The sequence below is a fragment of the Lactobacillus sp. UMNPBX19 genome, from assembly GCF_002553805.1.
Lineage (GTDB): Bacteria > Bacillota > Bacilli > Lactobacillales > Lactobacillaceae > Lactobacillus.
In genome coordinates, this window is record NZ_PCYR01000014.1 from 35,911 (window position 1) to 50,318 (window position 14,408).

The following is a 14,408-nucleotide window of genomic DNA, read 5'->3' on the forward strand; positions in this document are numbered from 1 at the left end:
TTGTCAGATTATTTATACTTATTGTAACAAATTCAGTCTTTAGGGGATGGCTTAAGGTCTTGGTTAGCATGAACATTTTTATTGGCCATTTTGTTTAAGTAAGTCCAAATTTGAGGACGGTATTTTCTTAAAATGAATAACAAAGCCAAATAAACAATAATACATAGACTAATCCAAAGAGGATTCTGTGAAATAAAAGCTGCAAAAACTAACGCGTTAAGGGGACGAGCCATTAAGTTAAAGCTAGTAACTAATACAATACCAGCTGGAATTGTCGCACCATACTGAGAAATAGCTCCAGTATAAATTGAACCTAGCCAGCTAGCCGCATATAAGCCTAAGCTAAACCATACAATACCGTTTGCAATAACCTTTAAGATATTACCATCAGTAATAGCAACAATTGATTCAACCATAAATGGAAGTGAAATTAAATCAACGACAGGAAGAGTTTTGTTTCCTGGTAAAAGAAAGGCAATAACAACCATAATTGGGATTAAGATAATTCCTGAAATAATCGTGGCGGACTCGCCATAACCTACACCGTCATCGACTGCTAGGAACCAACGTTTTTTATCGTGAACAGGATCTGCTTCAGCTTTTTGATTCTTACTTTGTTTCCTCTCTTTATCAATTTGCTTAGCTAGAGGAGTAAAAGCCTTACTGAATACATTAGTAACTAAAGGAAAGATTGTCATAACAGCTGACAGTTGAACGGCAAACTGTAGAATTTGTCCCCATGCTTTAATGGTGGTTAGATCTTTAATATTGCCTAAAACACCGATTACTATTCCTAAAATAGCCCCTAATGTAGTTGGTTCGCCAAAGACGCCAAATTTATTTTTGAAAGCTACTGGTGTCAAATTTGCCTTATTAAAGCCAAGCAGATTCCACAGAGGATCTAGAAGAATAGCAGGGACCGTTTGAACAATGTTTTGTGCGGCACAGACAGTAGTATTTTCAATTTTGTAATAACTTGACCAGCGATCAGCCTGAACTTCAGCTAATAATAAAGTGTAAAGAAGCATAAAAAAGGATAAGCCTAGTGAAATCCACCAATTATGAGTTACATAGAAAGCAAGGGTTCCCCAAATCATGAAACCAAAATTATTCCAAAGATTAGATGGCATGAATACCTTGGTTACTCCAACAGCAAATAAAATAAATTCAGCTATCAAGCCAAATACAAAAAAAGTAAGACCAACTGGAGAACCAAAACTCGCAAGAGAACCAGCCTGCCAGCCGATATCGACAACGGGTAATTTGATGCCAGTATTATTAACCATTTGACGAACGATCTTAGTAACTATTGGGGTAAATTCATTAATAATCCAAGAAAATCCTGTTAACCCTACTCCCGCATAAAATCCACACATCATTGCTTTTTTTGGCTTTACTTTTAGAAATAAAGCAATAATAAAGATCATAATAGGAACAATAACTGTTGCTCCAAAGGCGTTAAAGAAAGTATGAATATTATTTAGCATTTTGATCCCCTTTCTTTTGATACATGTTTAGTATAAAAAAGAAGAAAAATAAACGCTAATAATTAGGGCTATATTGCTTGGGTAATAAATAACAGAGTTCTTTAATAAACTTGAGAGAAAATTTTTTGGAGGGATTAATGATGAAAAAGATTATATCAATTGGCTTAATTAGTTTGTTAAGCTGTACAATGCTAACGGCATGCAGCAATGCGCAAAATAACAATTCTAGTTCTTCAAATGAAAAAACGACAACAGTTAAGAAAAGCAGTAAAATTACAACAAATAATTTGACTACTAAGAAGCAAACTGCAATTACAATTGCTTATGCTGGTGAAAAGTATCCTGATATTTGGAAGAAGACTTTTAAGCAAGCACAAAACAATTCTGTAGTCGTAAAACTTCATAATCGAAAAAATTTTTCATACATGAAAAATAGTAGTGATATTGCATACGAAATCGCTACAGTTGTAAATATTTCTATTACACAAAGAATGATCCACCAATTTTCTTCTATCACAAAAATAAGGAAATTGGTTCATCTGACATTAAAATGATGATTAAATACCTTAACAAGCATAATGATGGCAGTAAGGTTAATAAGATCGTTAAAAATGTTAAGGTAGTGGACGAAAGAAAGACAACGAGTAAAGACTAAAAATATTGCTGGCGATAAAGGGTTGTATACTGTTCCTACAAAATTACAAGGTAAGTGGTACAGTATGGATAAAAATAGTCGTACATATAGTAAAGATAATAATCAATTAAGAGAAATTGAATTTGGTTCTTATACGCTCACAACGGAAGATCATCAATATGAGATTCATATCCCAGATAAAGAATATTTTGAAAAGCATCATCAATTTTCTGATGACTATCTGAACGATACTCATACTTGGGTTAAAGGCTTTAATAATACTGAAGCTTTAAAAGGGGTCAATTATATTACGTTAATTGGTTGGACAGCTAAAGATGAACACCAAGCGTCTTATGGTTATACAATCTTGGACCGTCATCCGGTAGTTATTTTAGCTAGTGGTCAAGGAAAATTAACGGATCAAGTTTACTGGAAGACACCTGATCTAGCTAAAAAACATCAGGATCAAAATTTTGATAAACTAATTACGAAAGCAGAAAATAATTAAAAATTAGTATGAGGTAAATTTTATGTCTGAGAAACCTTATTATGAACAAGAATATCATGCACCAGAAAGTGATATTCCAGATCCATCAGTTGGGGAAATTTTTAAAGGATTATTTCTCTATCCGTTCACTTGGGCAGCGCGTAGTACTCGAAAAGCCTTTTGGGTTGCATTTGTTATTCAGTTCTTATTAACAATTGTAATTGGAATAGCTTCAATACTAGCATTATGTACTAGTGGAATTTTCTCTGTTACTCCAAATAATGTGACGTGGGCTGTATCACATATTACATTTTTAACTTGGCTAATTGAATTAATTTTATTCATCTTACTAGTTTGGATAAAATTAGGTCTTTTGGGCTATGCAGTAAGAAGACTACATGATGCGAACTATAGTGGTTGGTGGCTATGGTTAATTATTATTCTATTTGGCTGGATTATTGCAGTTATTTTCTTATTGTTACCCACTGTTGAAGAACCAGTAAGATGGGGCAGCTACTTATTTGTTGATTAACTAATTTGAATAGAAATTGAAATACGAATGGTTTTTTCTGTCGTATTTTTTTATTGCATTTTGTATAATATTTTTATAGTATTTTTTTATTTTTTATTTAAGGAATAGGTAGTATGGAATATTTAAAGCTGTTAGGAATATTGATAATTGTGGTCGGCTTTATCTTAAAGTGGGATACGACTGCAGTTGTAGTCATTGCAGCAATTGTAACAGGACTTTTCTCTGGGATGGATTTTGTTAAATTGCTGGAAGTAATTGGGAAAAGTTTTGTGGAAAATCGAATGGTAAGTTTGTTTTTCCTAACCTTGCCAATGATTGGGCTAGTAGAATCACATGGATTAAGAGATTATGCGGTTAATGCAATTAAAAAACTTAAAAAGTTAACTGCAGGTAAGATTTTAAACATCTATTTATTAATTCGTGAATTAGCTGGTGTTTTTGGGATTTCTTTACAAGGACAAGTACAATTCGTTCGTCCATTAATTGCACCAATGGTAATTGCGGCTGCTGAAGATCAAGATAATAAGAAATTGACTGAATCCGAAATCGATTTAATTAAGGGACGCAGTGCGGCAGTTGACAACTTTGGTAACTTCTTTGCTCAAAACTTGTTTGTGGCTTCTGGTGGAGTACTTTTGATTTCTTCAACTATGAAATCACTGGGCTATAAAGTTGATCCTGTTGGAATTGTGCTTAATACTATTCCAATTGCTATCATTACTTTTATTTTAGTCTTTGCTTACAATCTTTATTTTGACCGTCAAATGAAGAAATGGGAGGGTAAATAATTATGCAAAATACAATTAACTTTTTACTTGCCATTCTTTATGCATTGATTGGGTTATGTATGGCAGTTGCTGGAATTGAAACCTTGCGCGATAAGACAAATAAGGCGAGAATTGGAACAACTGTTTTTTGGTTCTTCTTGGCAATTATTTTTGCCTTTGGAGATTGGATTCCAGCAGTTGTATCAGGTGCAATGGTTTTAATAATTGGAATTTTAGCTTTGTTTAAACAGATTCAAGTTGGTAGCTTACCTAAGTTAGATCCCAAAACCGCGCAAGAGGGTGCAAAGCGTTTAGGGGCAAAAGTATTTTTACCAAGTATAGTTTTAGCATTAACTTCTATTTTGATTGCTCAGTTTACGCCACTTGGTGGTCAAGTTGGAATCGGTATTGGTGCCGTTGTTTCATTGATCCTGGCAATTATTTTAACTAAAGCTCCGACTAAGCAAGTCTTTAAAGATTCGCAAAGAATGGTACGTAGCGTTGGTTCACCTGGCGTTTTGCCGCAACTATTAGCTATGCTTGGAGTAGTCTTTACTACTTGCGGTGTTGGCAAACTAACTGCTAATATGATTAGTCATGTTTTTCCAGCTGGAAATCATTTCTTAGGAGTAGCGTTATACTGTATTGCAATGGCGCTTTTTACTTATATTATGGGTAACGCCTTTGCAGCCTTTGCCGTAATTACAGCAGCAATTGGTATTCCATTTGTAATTGCTCAAGGAGCCAATCCAGTAGTTGTTGCGGCAATTGGCATGACGGCAGGATACTGCGGAACGTTGGTAACACCAATGGCCGCTAACTTTAATACCTTGCCAGTAGCTCTTTTAGAAATGAAAGATCAGATGGGCGTTATTAAGCAGCAAGCACCAGTAGCAGTTATTTTGTTGATTATTCAAATTGGTTTGATGTACTTTTTGGCATTTTAATTTTGAAAGGATAATATTATGAAAATTTTAGTAACAGGATTTGATCCATTTGGCGGAGATAAAATTAATCCTGCAATTGAAGCAGTTAAAAGATTACCTGATGAAATTAATGGGGCTGAAATTATTAAATTGGAAATTCCAACTGTCTTTAATAAGTCAGCTGAAGTTGTTAGAAAGGCAATTGAAAAAGAAAATCCAGACTATGTTTTAAATGTTGGACAAGCTGGTGGTCGTTCTGGATTAACTCCTGAACGTGTTGCAATTAATATTAATGATGGCCGTATTCCTGATAATGAAGGCTACCAGCCACTAGGCGAACCAATTCATGAAGATGGAGAAACTGCCTACTTTACACAATTGCCAATTAAGGCAGAAGCAAAAGCAATTAGGGATGCGGGCCTACCAGCTAGCGTTTCAAATACTGCTGGTACTTATGTATGTAATCATATTATGTATCAAGTCCAATATATGAGAGATAAGGAATTTCCTAACATTAAGGCAGGATTTATTCATATTCCATTCTTACCAGAACAAGTTGTAAATCGTCCTAATACTCCATCAATGGCGCTTGATGACATTGTTAAAGGATTAACTGCAGCTCTTAGCGCTATTGTTGACCGTGATGGTAAGGGCGATATTGAGGCGGTTGAAGGAGCAAATCACTAAAACGTAGGTGGTTTACTGTATGTTTTGGGTGTTTCTAAGTTTAGCGATTATTGGATTCATTTTATGTTTACTAGTTAGGCAGCACATTATTAAATATGGTTTTCCATTTGCTTATTGCTTAATCGGAATTTTGTTTCTAGTTTTGTTTGTTTAACTCAATTTGGCAATCATGATGTGAATTTCGATTGGTATGGTTATCTAGTAATTGTGTTTATAGTTGAAATTTGGTATTTGTACCATTGCTTTTTATTAAGATCATAAAAAGAGGCTAATGTAGCCTCTTTTAAGTAGGGTCAAGCACGTAAGGTGTTTGGCCTTTTTCTTTGTTGTTTTTATAATCTTATCGTTTTACTTTTTATTGGCTGCAGTTGTAAGTACTGTTTCACTTAAAATGCAGCAATGGTTAGTTAATGCAATTGCTCAGAAAATTTTGTACTTGTTTGGTTCTGTCTATCTCATTAAAATAGTGATAAAAATTTTTGATTAGGGGTGAAGGTAAAAATGACAATAGGAGATCTCCTCAAGTAATACCGTATTAACCAAAATAAAACTTTACAAGAATTTGCAGGTAATATAATTGATCGATCTTACTACGGAAAAGTAGAAAGAAATGTACATCAAATTTCAGCGGAAAACTTAATTAATCTGCTTAGATATAATCAAATTGATGCTACAGAATTTATTGAAACTTTAGACCAAAACTATCAAAGTCAGATTCAAATTCAAAGAAAGATAATGGAAGAAGCATATTATCACGTAGACAAAGATAAACTAAAAAAGTTAAATTAATGATTACAGAGAGTGAATTATCTGAAAAAGATAAAGAAATTCAAAATTTGATTGCTGATGGACTTTTAGAATTACTAAATCCGGATAAATCTGATCAAAAAATTAGAGAAGAGATTAAGAAGAAAATTTTTGAAATTCCAAAATTCAATAGTACTAAGTTTATGCTGTATTGCAATTCTATGCGTTTCTATAGTTCGGCTGATAACGAAGCAATTGTTAGAAAGATAATTGAAAAGTATCAAGTGCGTGAATCTATGCTTGTTAAAAAATCTCTATTTTCTTTAGCTATTAATGTTTTAGTCCTTTCTATCGAAGAAAATAAATTTGAGAATATTGATTTTTATATTGATTTTGCTAATAAGGTTCCAACTAATCCTGATCTTTTCTTTTATAAAAGTGCTATGACCTTTTTCACTTATTTCATTCAATATAAAAAGAATCAAGATAAGTCTGCGTTGCAATATTGCGATACTATAATAAAAAGTTTTTGTCTTGTAGGTATGCCTGAGTATGGGGAAGAGTTACAAAAGTTTAAGGATAAATATAAATAATGTAATATTGGGTAAATACACCCATTTTCTTTATTTCACGCTTTTATAATTTATACTTAGTCTCAACAAAATAATTAACTGAAAGGAGTGCAGTGTAGTTGAAATGAATTTTATTAAATGGGTACTTAGCTTACTGGCTATTAATGTAGTAGGATTAATTTTCATTACAATTTACTCTGCCTATTATAGTTTTGGAACTATGCTATTTGGTGTTCACACTGCAGCTGCAGTTAAAGACTTTTGGAATACTGAAATCTTAATGGGTACTATATTTCTTGTCTGTGTTAACGCACTTGCGGTAATTACTGCAGTAGCTAGACAGTTCAAGAAATAAATTGTTTTGAAAGGGATAATATTATGAAAAAATTAGTATTAGTTTTTAAGATATTACTAGGAGTAGTTCCTTTTTTACCTTTATTTGTAGATGCTATTTTCAAAACAAATATTCGTGTGTCAATTATGAATATGACAATGCAGTGGTCATTGTTGATTAAGGTTCCTATTTTAGTCATGTGTATTTCAGCATATCTATATTTCTGGTACGTTATTTTTAAAGAGGTCAAGAAAAGCCTATGAAAAATGTGAAATTAATCAGTTATTCTTACAGTGTAACGACAACTTTTACACTACTAGCAGTACTAAATTTAACATCATGGTGGGGGGAAGCTTTCCTTATCGTATGGTAATGGTATTAATGAACATAGTTGTTGGTGCGAGTATGGAATATTTAGTTAATAGATATTCTGTTACAAGGAGAAAAAACTTGTTTAAAGGGCTAGTAGCTCTGGTATTATTAGTTACGAATATAGTCTGGATTGTTGCTACGATAATTTGATCGTTTTTTATTATGCCTATTAAATGATGGTGACTATATATTAGGAGCGAATAAAAATGAGTGTAGACGTTATGTTAAAAATTGTATTTTTTTCGTTGCGTTTTTAAATATTTAAACATATCTAGGTAGGTAGTTGCTTGGACACTGCATCCCAAATCTAAAACTTCTGAAATTAATGTAAGTATTGGTTTGTCATCACCATTTTTCATGTAATCAATTGCCTTTTGCAAGTAAGTCAAGGTTAGGGTAAAAAACATTAGATATTGTGGTAATTCAATTTTTTTAAGTTCTTTAACTAATCGCTGAGCATAAGACAATTCATTAAGTGAAATCAGCCGTAAAATGCCATCTGATAAACTTCCCATAATGATTTCTAAGTTAAAACTAGTTTCAGCCTCTTTAAGGCGGTCAATATTACGAATTATTTGCATTGAACTACCATAAATTTGCTTAGGATTGAATAGAAAAATTGATGCGCCAAACGCTGAAATATAGTATTGACTCCATAAATTGACTTTTGAAAAAATCGCAAAAAGCTTTTTTTGGTCAATAGGAGGTAAGTAATTTTTATGTTCGATAATAAAAAGTTGATTACATAGATTAGCAGTCATAAATAGATCAAACTTATTATGATTTTTATGATACTTGGTTAGTTGTTTTTGTGTAACTTGCTTGAGAAGTGGGATATTTTCTTTTTCAATAGCTTCAGAAAGTTCAGGATCTATTTCTGGCCGTGGTGAGAATTTAGACCAACCCATAAATTCATGGCTAGTAATGTGAATTCTATTTAATAATTTCATTGCCGTACTAAATTCAACCTCGACTTGATCATTTTCCCAGCGTGATAGTTTTGATTCAGAGCAGATTCCACGGCAGACTTCTTTTTGTGTAATACCTTGTTCTAAGCGTAATTCTTTGAATTCATGACCATACATTTTTTCATTCTCCAAAAATTAACTTGCAGATCTGCAAGAGATTTATTTTTAAGTATAATCTCATCATATACTCTTATCAACAAGTTTAAATCGATGAGGGGATGAAGAAGATGCTGTTCAAGTATTCAAATAAATTTAGATTCATATTGATGATCATCTTTGGCTTAATTGCTAGTTTTCAAAATATTATTATGGCTAATGTTGTTCAAACACTAACTAATATTGCTACTAATAAGAATTGGGGTAAAATTGCACAATTTTTGATTATTGTTATTGCACCATTAGTTGTTACTTTAATTGCAAGTTTAGTATTTAACAGATTGAAAACTAATACGATTAAGGAAACTAACACTTATTTAAGAACACATATTTTGGGTGGGATGCTAGAAGAGTCAAAAGATGAAAATAGTGATAGTTTAGGATTTTTAACTAATGATTTTAAACTACTTGAAACTAATCGTTTTAATGCTCAAATTGAAATTATTATGCAGATTTTTTCACTAGTATTAGCACTAGGCTATGCTTTAGCAGTTAATTGGTTACTTACATTACTATTCCTAGTTGGATCTTTTATTCCAATGATTGTTTCTAATGTTTTTCAAAAGCCGATTCAAGAATCTTCTGAAAAGTGGACTAGGGCTAATAGTAAGTATGTTAATCAAACTAAAAACTTCTTAGCTGGTGTTGAAACGCTACATCTGTATGATGGTCAAAATCAGGCAGTTGCTAAAAATAAACAAGCAATTTCTAAGCTAGAACAGACATTGAGTAAGATGAATCTTTTAAATCTTGATACTAACTCATGGATTAATTTTATTGCTAATATTATTACGTTTTTGATGCCATTTCTATTTGGAATTTATTTAGTTGTAAAAGGGCAAACAAGCTTAGGAGCTTTATTTGCAATTGTGCAATTAGCTAATTCATTTGTAAATCCAATTTTATTTATCTTGGATGACAGAAGTAAGTTATCTACTACTAAGAAGATAGTTGAGAAGGTTAATAGATTTTTAGATAAAGAAACAGATCAAGAAAATAGTAAAACTGTAAGTTTACAAGACTTACAAGTAGAGAATTTGATCCTAAAGAGAGATGGCAAGCAATTAGCTACTGGGATTGACTTAAACATCAAGTCAGGTAAGAAAATTGCTGTCATTGGACCATCTGGAGCGGGAAAGTCGACTTTATTGCAATTTTTGTTATATGGAAAATATGGGCAAGCCGAAGCGATTAGATTAAATGATAAAAGAGTAAAAGCTGGTACATTTCCAGACTTATTCTCATATGCAAGCCAAGCACCGGTTATTTTTGCGGATAGTTTATTGTTTAATTTAACCTTAGGAAAAGATATTTCCCGGGAAAAGGTAGAGGAAGTTTGCGATAAATTAGACTTAAATGAATTAATTGAAGAAAAAGGTTTTGATTATCAATTGGGGGAAGCAGCTGATAAATTATCAGGCGGACAGTTGGCACGGATTGAATTAGCTAGAGCAATTTTAATGGAAAGACCAGTCCTATTACTTGATGAGATTAACGCTTCTCTTGATAAAAAAACTTCTGATATAATTCATCAATATTTGCTAGCTTCAAATTTAACTTTCATTGAAGTAATTCACCACTATGAAGAAGATGAGTTAAAGCAATATGACGAAATACTTGACTTAAAGGACTATATTTAGATGAATTGGAAAAAGACATTATTTAGCATTGGCATTATTGTAATTATATTAGTTGGAGGATGAACTATGTTTAATATAGCTAATCAAAAATTGGTTAATCAAGATTATTCACTTTCTAAATTTATTAAAGTAGATATAGATATTCCAACAGGAAGTATTTCAATAAATTAGAATATGAAAAAAACGAATTAGCTACAATCACAGCTAATTCGTTTTTGCTTTAGTTCTTTTTTACTTCACGCTTAATATAGTAGTTCAAAATAAATGGTGAAAGAACTGTAGTGATAATAATTACCAAAATCAAACTTGAATAAATGTCTTCTGGGAATAAGTGATGAGTAATTCCAATTTGTGCTACAATCAGCGCTACTTCACCACGCGATACCATCCCTGCTCCGACAATATTTCCTTCATTCTTGGTAAAACCAAATAATTCACTTGAATATTTACCAGCCCAGAATTTTGATAATACTGCTAGGATAGTCATAACAATAATGAACCAGATATCTTTGATAAAGCTAGCAAATGTCATGGATAGTCCAATATTTACAAAGAAAACAGGAATAAAAATAGAGTAACCAATTGCACTAACAGAAGACTGAACTTCCTTATATTGTGGAGTTTGTCTAATTGCTAGACCACCAAAGAATGCTCCAACAACAGCACTTAAGCCTACAAAATCTGCTGCCCAGGCCATGGAGAGAGCAAGAACTAGGGAGCCAATAACTACTGCATAATCAACTTCCACTTTTTCAGCCAACTTCATAAAATATGGCGCAATAAATTTGAAGATAACCCAAACGGCAACGAAGTATATTACTTCAATAAGTAAGTTAAGGAAAAAGTTATTCGTTAAACCACTTTTTCCACCTTCATGGCTAAAAGTAGTAAATAAACTTAAAACAATAACTGCTAAAATATCATCAACAACTGCTGCTCCTAAAATAGCTGTACCAGCTCGGGTATGAATTTGATTAGCTTCTTGTAAAACTACAACGGAAATAGAAACACTAGTAGCGGCAAAAACAATTCCAATGAAAAGTGCCTCAAGGAACTGCATCCCAAACAAGTAACTAGCAATTCCCATAAAAAATACAGGCAGTATAACACCAATACCAGCAACTGTGAAACTTAATTTGAAGTATTTTTTTAATAAATCCAAATCACTTTCAAGACCCGCTAAGAACATTAATAAAATTACTCCGAATTCTGAAAAAAGCGAAATAATTTCGTTTGGTTTGACTAGTCCTAAAATAGCTGGACCTAATAAAATTCCTGATAATAATTGACCAATAACTGCTGGCATATTAAGACGTGAAAATAATTGTCCTAAGAGCGTGGTTGCCAGCAGGATTAAGATTAATTCTCCTAAAAAGTGCATTTTTCTCCGCTTTCTATAACTTTGTGACAAAATAAAAAACTTTCAAGCGCTTATTGACCCAAATAAGCAAATCTTGAAAGTTTTATTTAAAACCCAACCACTAATAAAAATATTTAACTAAAAATTAGTTTAGCTAAAAACATTGCTAGTTGCAAATTAGTTATTGTTTTTCTATTCCCGTTTGTTTAGGGTTAGTTGGTTTTGTCTTAGCAAGAAGAGCAAGCAAAATAGTAATTAAATCGACTACTTCTTGTAAAATTGCGCCCCAGAAAGCTGGAATAATACCAGTAAAGGCAATTAATTCAATTAAGATAACAATACAAATTGCAGTGATGATGTCGACATGAGCTACCTTCATAGTATGTTTCGAAATTGCAACTGCATCATTAACTTTAGAAATGTCATTAACCATAATTACAGCATCGGCACTTTCGCTAGCAGCGGTTGCTCCTTTAGCACCCATGGCAATACCAACATCAGCAGCCATTAAACTTGGTGCATCGTTAACACCATCTCCGACCATGGCAACAGGTCTTAGATCGGGCTTAACATCCCTAATTGCTTGAATTTTTTGTGCAGGAAGTAAGTCTGCATGAACTTCACTTTCTTTAATACCAGCTTCTTTAGCAACCTTATCAGCTACCGCTCCACGGTCACCAGTTAACATCATGATTTGTTTGATACCTTGACGACGTAAACGGCTAATAGTTTCTGGCGTATTCTCTCTCATTTGATCTTGGAAAGTAATATATCCAGCAAATTTGTTGTCGATTGAAACAAAGACAGCTGTTGAATTAATAGTAATTTTTTCTTGATCGGGATCAACATAAGAAAGTTTACCAACTTTAACTAACTTACCAGCAACTTCGCCGCTAACACCCTTAGCAGTAGCTTCTTTCAAGTTGGTAACTGGTTTAATTAAGTTTTTATCGGTGCTTTTTACTAATGAAGTGGCAATAACGTGACTGGATTGTTGTTCAACACTAGCAGCTAAGCTTTGTAATTCTTCTTTTGAGATAGAACTATTTTCTGGTAAAACAACTTGATCAATAACTAATTGATTTTCAGTTAAGGTTCCTGTTTTATCAAAAGCAAAAGTTAAGGTACGGGATAACTTTTCAAGAGTGGTACCAGATTTAACAATAATGTGGCTTCTTGACATTGAGCTCATTCCTGAAACCATTGCTACTGGTGCTGCAATTAACAATGGACAAGGAGAGGCAACAACCATAACTTGAGCAAAACGTAAAAAGTGTGCTTGCCAGCCAAGAGCTGGATTAGTTACAGCTGAGGTAATCATAGCAGCAATACCAATGATTAAGGAAATAATAGTGAATGGTACAGCATAACGATCAGCCATTTTAACGAACTTAGCAGGTTTTGCTTCAGAAGACTTAACTAAAGCGATAATTGATTGGTATTCAGAATCTTTAGCAGCTTTAGTAACTTTCATTTCTACAGCTGCATCCCCATTAATTGATCCTGACATTAAATCATCGCCGATTTTTTTATCTACTGGAACTGACTCACCAGTTAAAGAAGATTGGTCAAAGCTAGAATTACCTTTAATGATTTCTCCATCTACTGGAACTTGGCTACCTGGCTTAATTAACACAATATCGCCAATTTTTAAGTCTTCAACCTTAACTTCTTCAATCTTGCCGTTAACTAACTTATCAGCAATTCTTGGTGAATTTTGTAATAAAGAACGCAATTCCTTATCAGCTTGACTAGTAGCATAGTCTTCGAGGGAATCACCACCAGTAAGCATGATTAAGATCATCCAAGCTGCCCAGTAGTCTCCAACAATCATGGTTGAAACAACAGCAATAATTGCTAGAATATCAACGCCCCAACGACCGGATTCAAGAGTATGAATCATTTCGCGGAGCATGGTGATTGCCATAAAAATTCCGAAGATATCAATTAAGATGCCTGAGATGGGCCATGTACCAATTTTAGGAGCTCCACACAGAAAGTCTAAAATTGCTGCAATAACACCAATTCCGAGAATCGTGAAAAATTTCCATTGATGTCTCATTAACTTTACCTCCAACTAATTTAACAATAATACTAAAACAATATTACTATACCACTTAACAGATTAAATTTAAGCGATTTAGTTTTCTTCATGTGAAACGTATTTCTCAGTAACGTCATACTTTTCGTCAATTGTATGAGTAACATAGTTGAATGTTTTGATCCATTCTCGCCGAGTTAGCAGACCTTGAAAGACATTATTGTCATTGACTACTGGAATAAATGGATTATCTACTAAAAGATGTAGTTGAGTTTCAAAATTAGTGTGAGCAAAATTGATTGTTTCAAAATCCGTCTGCATTACGTCTTTAACTTTTAAGTCTGATAGAGGTTCAATCACAATATTATCAGGGGTCAGCATCTTATCTGTAATCATGGATAAGCTAATTAGGCCAACTACTTTTTGATCTTTATCCAAAACAGGAATTTTTGAATATTTCATTTTAGTAAGAACTAAAAATGCATGGTAGAGTGGGTTTTCATCTTCCACAAATGCAATTCTAGAGGCAGGAATAATAAATGAGCCCGCTTTTTCCTCAATCAATGATTGAATAGATGGTGAGAACATGATAATCCTTTCTAAACTTAAATATTTAAATTAAAAAATATATTTCTTTTTACTTCGCCGATTGTAAAATCAAATTGAACACTTTAGAAAAATAAAAAGTCCATCTGGAC

Annotated in this window: 15 protein-coding genes, 1 pseudogene and 1 other annotated feature; of the genes and pseudogenes, 11 read left to right on the forward strand and 5 right to left on the reverse strand. The window is 32.9% G+C overall.

The annotated features are described in order from the left end of the window. Nucleotides 1-32: 32 nt before the first annotated feature. The gene (locus CP370_RS05545; RefSeq protein WP_012846786.1) at nucleotides 33-1,487 is read right to left on the reverse strand and encodes a PTS galactitol transporter subunit IIC; all 1,455 of its coding nucleotides are present in this window, start codon (nucleotides 1,485-1,487) and stop codon (nucleotides 33-35) included. A gap of 137 nt (nucleotides 1,488-1,624) precedes the next feature. On the opposite strand from CP370_RS05545, the gene CP370_RS05550 reads away from it, so the two are divergent. The 10 genes and pseudogenes from CP370_RS05550 to CP370_RS05590 all read left to right on the forward strand — a co-directional run bounded on the left by CP370_RS05550 (nucleotide 1,625) and on the right by CP370_RS05590 (nucleotide 7,194). Continuing rightward, on the forward strand, nucleotides 1,625-2,041 hold the full coding sequence (locus CP370_RS05550) for a hypothetical protein (protein WP_232458506.1): 417 nt from the start codon (nucleotides 1,625-1,627) through the stop codon (nucleotides 2,039-2,041). A 165-nt stretch (nucleotides 2,042-2,206) separates the two neighbouring features. Further along, complete coding sequence (locus CP370_RS05555) at nucleotides 2,207-2,629, forward strand: hypothetical protein (RefSeq protein WP_087712570.1); 423 nt, start codon at nucleotides 2,207-2,209, stop codon at nucleotides 2,627-2,629. 22 nt (nucleotides 2,630-2,651) lie between these two features. Continuing rightward, nucleotides 2,652-3,140, forward strand: a complete 489-nt coding sequence (locus CP370_RS05560) for a DUF805 domain-containing protein (RefSeq protein WP_087712571.1) — start codon at nucleotides 2,652-2,654, stop codon at nucleotides 3,138-3,140. 113 nt (nucleotides 3,141-3,253) lie between these two features. Beyond that, complete coding sequence (locus CP370_RS05565) at nucleotides 3,254-3,928, forward strand: DUF969 domain-containing protein (RefSeq protein WP_087712572.1); 675 nt, start codon at nucleotides 3,254-3,256, stop codon at nucleotides 3,926-3,928. Between the two features lie 2 nt (nucleotides 3,929-3,930). After that, nucleotides 3,931-4,854 (forward strand): DUF979 domain-containing protein, encoded by a 924-nt coding sequence (locus tag CP370_RS05570; protein WP_087712573.1) that lies wholly within the window; start codon nucleotides 3,931-3,933, stop codon nucleotides 4,852-4,854. 18 nt (nucleotides 4,855-4,872) lie between these two features. Further along, on the forward strand, nucleotides 4,873-5,520 hold the full coding sequence (gene pcp, locus CP370_RS05575) for a pyroglutamyl-peptidase I (protein WP_087712574.1): 648 nt from the start codon (nucleotides 4,873-4,875) through the stop codon (nucleotides 5,518-5,520). Between the two features lie 337 nt (nucleotides 5,521-5,857). Next, nucleotides 5,858-5,953, forward strand: a pseudogene (locus CP370_RS10295) (MFS transporter permease); the annotation flags it as partial. 143 nt (nucleotides 5,954-6,096) lie between these two features. Further along, a complete protein-coding gene (locus CP370_RS09995) occupies nucleotides 6,097-6,309 on the forward strand; it encodes a hypothetical protein (RefSeq protein WP_232457444.1) in 213 nt (70 codons plus the stop codon). Beyond that, nucleotides 6,309-6,860, forward strand: coding sequence for a hypothetical protein (locus tag CP370_RS05585; RefSeq protein ID WP_232457418.1), 552 nt, complete (start codon nucleotides 6,309-6,311; stop codon nucleotides 6,858-6,860). Before CP370_RS09995 ends, CP370_RS05585 begins: the two co-directional genes overlap by 1 nt. A gap of 103 nt (nucleotides 6,861-6,963) precedes the next feature. Next, a complete protein-coding gene (locus tag CP370_RS05590; protein ID WP_087712575.1) occupies nucleotides 6,964-7,194 on the forward strand; it encodes a hypothetical protein in 231 nt (76 codons plus the stop codon). A 575-nt stretch (nucleotides 7,195-7,769) separates the two neighbouring features. Here the strand turns inward: CP370_RS05590 and CP370_RS05605 are convergent. After that, nucleotides 7,770-8,630 carry a helix-turn-helix transcriptional regulator gene (locus CP370_RS05605; protein ID WP_087712577.1) on the reverse strand — a complete coding sequence of 287 codons (861 nt, stop codon included), beginning with the start codon at nucleotides 8,628-8,630 and terminating at the stop codon, nucleotides 7,770-7,772. Nucleotides 8,631-8,731: 101 nt separating this feature from the next. On the opposite strand from CP370_RS05605, the gene CP370_RS05610 reads away from it, so the two are divergent. Then, nucleotides 8,732-10,309: an ABC transporter ATP-binding protein gene (locus CP370_RS05610; protein WP_087712578.1), complete on the forward strand. Its 1,578-nt coding sequence runs from the start codon at nucleotides 8,732-8,734 to the stop codon at nucleotides 10,307-10,309. 220 nt (nucleotides 10,310-10,529) lie between these two features. On the opposite strand, the gene CP370_RS05615 is transcribed toward CP370_RS05610, so the two are convergent. The 3 genes from CP370_RS05615 to cbpB form a co-directional block, all read right to left on the reverse strand. After that, the gene (locus CP370_RS05615) at nucleotides 10,530-11,690 is read right to left on the reverse strand and encodes a cation:proton antiporter (protein WP_087284525.1); all 1,161 of its coding nucleotides are present in this window, start codon (nucleotides 11,688-11,690) and stop codon (nucleotides 10,530-10,532) included. A gap of 48 nt (nucleotides 11,691-11,738) precedes the next feature. After that, nucleotides 11,739-11,789 (reverse strand) — a sequence feature (sodium ion sensor (DUF1646 type); this cis-regulatory element may regulate processes involved in with the transportation of sodium ions). Between the two features lie 61 nt (nucleotides 11,790-11,850). Then, entirely contained in the window at nucleotides 11,851-13,731 is a 1,881-nt protein-coding gene (locus CP370_RS05620) for a heavy metal translocating P-type ATPase (protein ID WP_087712579.1), read from the reverse strand. A 78-nt stretch (nucleotides 13,732-13,809) separates the two neighbouring features. Then, the gene (cbpB, locus tag CP370_RS05625; protein ID WP_087284519.1) at nucleotides 13,810-14,298 is read right to left on the reverse strand and encodes a cyclic-di-AMP-binding protein CbpB; all 489 of its coding nucleotides are present in this window, start codon (nucleotides 14,296-14,298) and stop codon (nucleotides 13,810-13,812) included. Nucleotides 14,299-14,408: the final 110 nt, after the last annotated feature.